Source organism: Lysinibacillus sp. GW821-FHT14F06, assembly GCF_058803665.1.
Genome location: NZ_JBXAPF010000069.1, coordinates 1 through 2,264, shown reverse-complemented (window position 1 = coordinate 2,264; position 2,264 = coordinate 1). Strand labels below are relative to the sequence as shown.

Here is a 2,264-nt window from a genome sequence, read left to right as displayed (position 1 = left end):
TTCCCATACCGAACACGGAAGTTAAGCTCTTTAGCGCCGATGGTAGTTGGGGGCTTCCCCCTGTGAGAGTAGGACATCGCTAGGCGCAAAAAGTCGCTGCTGACAAACTCAGTAGTGGCTTTTTTATGTCCAAAAACCAAAAGAATAAGAGACATTTCACCAGCATAATCCATATAGCCCTGGTATGAAATGTCTCTTTTAATTTTTTGCTGGATACAATGCAATGGTAGTAGCTTTACTGGGATATCTAAGCACCTGATCTAGTACTATAATGAGAGGAACTCAGTCTATAAAAAGAGCAGTCCCATGATTATTTAAGCAACTGCAGTGCATGATTAAATTATTTTAAACAGTTACTGTTCGTAGTTCTACACGTCGAATCTTACCAGAAGTAGTTTTAGGTAATTCATCGATAAAGACAATGCTACGAGGGTATTTATAAGGCGCTGTTAATGCCTTAACGTGCTCCTGAAGTTCTTTTGTTAATTCTTCTTCATCACGGTCTCTAAAGGCTTCTCGTAAAATAACAAAGGCTTTCACAATATGTCCTCGGATTTCATCTGGTGCTGCTACAACAGCACATTCTTGTACAGCCTCGTGTTTATTCAAAGCATCCTCTACTTCAAATGGTCCAATTGTATAGCCCGATGAGATGATGATGTCATCTCCGCGACCTTCAAACCAAAAATAACCATCCTCGTCACATTTGGCTTGGTCACCAGTAATATACCAATCGCCACGGAAAGCAGCTTGTGTACGTTCAGGCTCACGATAGTATTCCTTAAATAAAGCAGGAGATGATTTATGAACAGCGATATCCCCAACTTCCCCAACAGATGCTTCATTACCTTCATTGTCTACAATACGTACAATATTACCAGGAGTTGGAACACCCATTGAACCAGGACGTAATTCAGTATTCTCTAGTGTGCCAATTAACAGTGTATTTTCCGTTTGACCATAGCCGTCTCGGACTTTAAGACCAAAGTGATTCATAAATGCTTCTATGACTGGGCGATTTAATGGTTCACCAGCAGAAACTGCGCTTCGCAATGATGATAGATTGTATTCTTTTAAATTATCAACTTTCGAAATAATACGATATTCAGTTGGTGTACAACATAATACATTTATCTTTTCATCTTGAAGTAGTTGAAGATATGTTTTTGCGTCGAATCCGCCATGATAGACAAATGCAGTTGCACCCAGCATTATAGTGGATAAAAACGGACTCCAAATCCATTTTTGCCATCCTGGTGCTGCCGTAGCCCATACTAAATCACCCTCACGTACACAAAGCCATTGTGAAGCTGCTGTGCGAATATGTGCATATCCCCAGCCGTGTGAATGAACGACTCCCTTTGGTTTACCAGTTGTACCAGAAGTATAAGAAAGAAATGCCATGTCGTCGCGTTTTGTAGGAACTGCAGTAAATGTGTCTGGCTGCGTGCTTGCTAATTCATTTAATGACGTCCAATTACCAGTAGCAGTTCCGATAACCAATTTATTATTTAAAGCCTCTACAGAAGAAGTAATGCGATCTACTTCCCCCGTGAATGCCTCAAAAGCAATCACTGCACTTGCAGAGGAGTGCTCCATACGATATTCTAAATCACTTGCACGTAACATCTCAGAGCAAGATATAGGAACAATACCAGCTTTTAGACAGCCAAGGAAGACAAAGTATGCCTCAGGTAGACGTGGAGTAATGACTAATACACGATCGCCTTTTTGAAGCCCCCTCTTCGTAAAAGCATGCGCGTATTGATTCATTTTTTGAACAAGCTCTAAATAGGAAATAGTTCGGCGCTCCTGTTGAGTATTTAACCATCTTATTGCTTGACGTTCACTATCTTGAGAAAATTTCTCTAATTCCTCAGTAATGTTATAAAATTCTGGTGCAATTAAATCGTTTGTAACCATTTGAACATTCCTCCCCAAAAATAATAGAAAATTCATAAAACTATTTATATTTTATCAATTACAATAATATACAGCAAGAATATTATATACACAAAATAGAAATATTAGATTTAATAGAGAACTATTTAGGTTTTTGATGATTCCTACTAACCCATTCGACAAAAAATATGAAATTTTTTATAAAAAGTGTTGCATAATTTATAATGCTTGCTATAATAATAAATGTGCTTAAGCGTTTTTAGAAAACTTAATTGAATATCATTGTTCCGAAGTAGCTCAGTTGGTAGTAGCACCTGACTGTTAATCAGGTTGTCGCAGGTTCGAGTCCTGCCTTCGGAGCC

1 protein-coding gene, 1 tRNA gene and 1 rRNA gene are annotated in these 2,264 nt (G+C 38.6%); 2 read left to right on the top strand and 1 reads right to left on the bottom strand.

Features of this window, described 5'->3' with window-relative positions:
* Positions 1-85 (top strand): 5S ribosomal RNA (gene rrf, locus AC1RNS_RS26405); the annotation flags it as partial.
* Between the two features lie 260 nt (positions 86-345).
* On the opposite strand, the gene mbcS is transcribed toward rrf, so the two are convergent.
* Positions 346-1,923 (bottom strand): acyl-CoA synthetase MbcS, encoded by a 1,578-nt coding sequence (gene mbcS, locus AC1RNS_RS26400; protein ID WP_492996774.1) that lies wholly within the window; start codon positions 1,921-1,923, stop codon positions 346-348.
* A gap of 265 nt (positions 1,924-2,188) precedes the next feature.
* On the opposite strand from mbcS, the gene AC1RNS_RS26395 reads away from it, so the two are divergent.
* Positions 2,189-2,262 (top strand) — tRNA-Asn (locus tag AC1RNS_RS26395).
* Positions 2,263-2,264 lie beyond the last annotated feature (2 nt).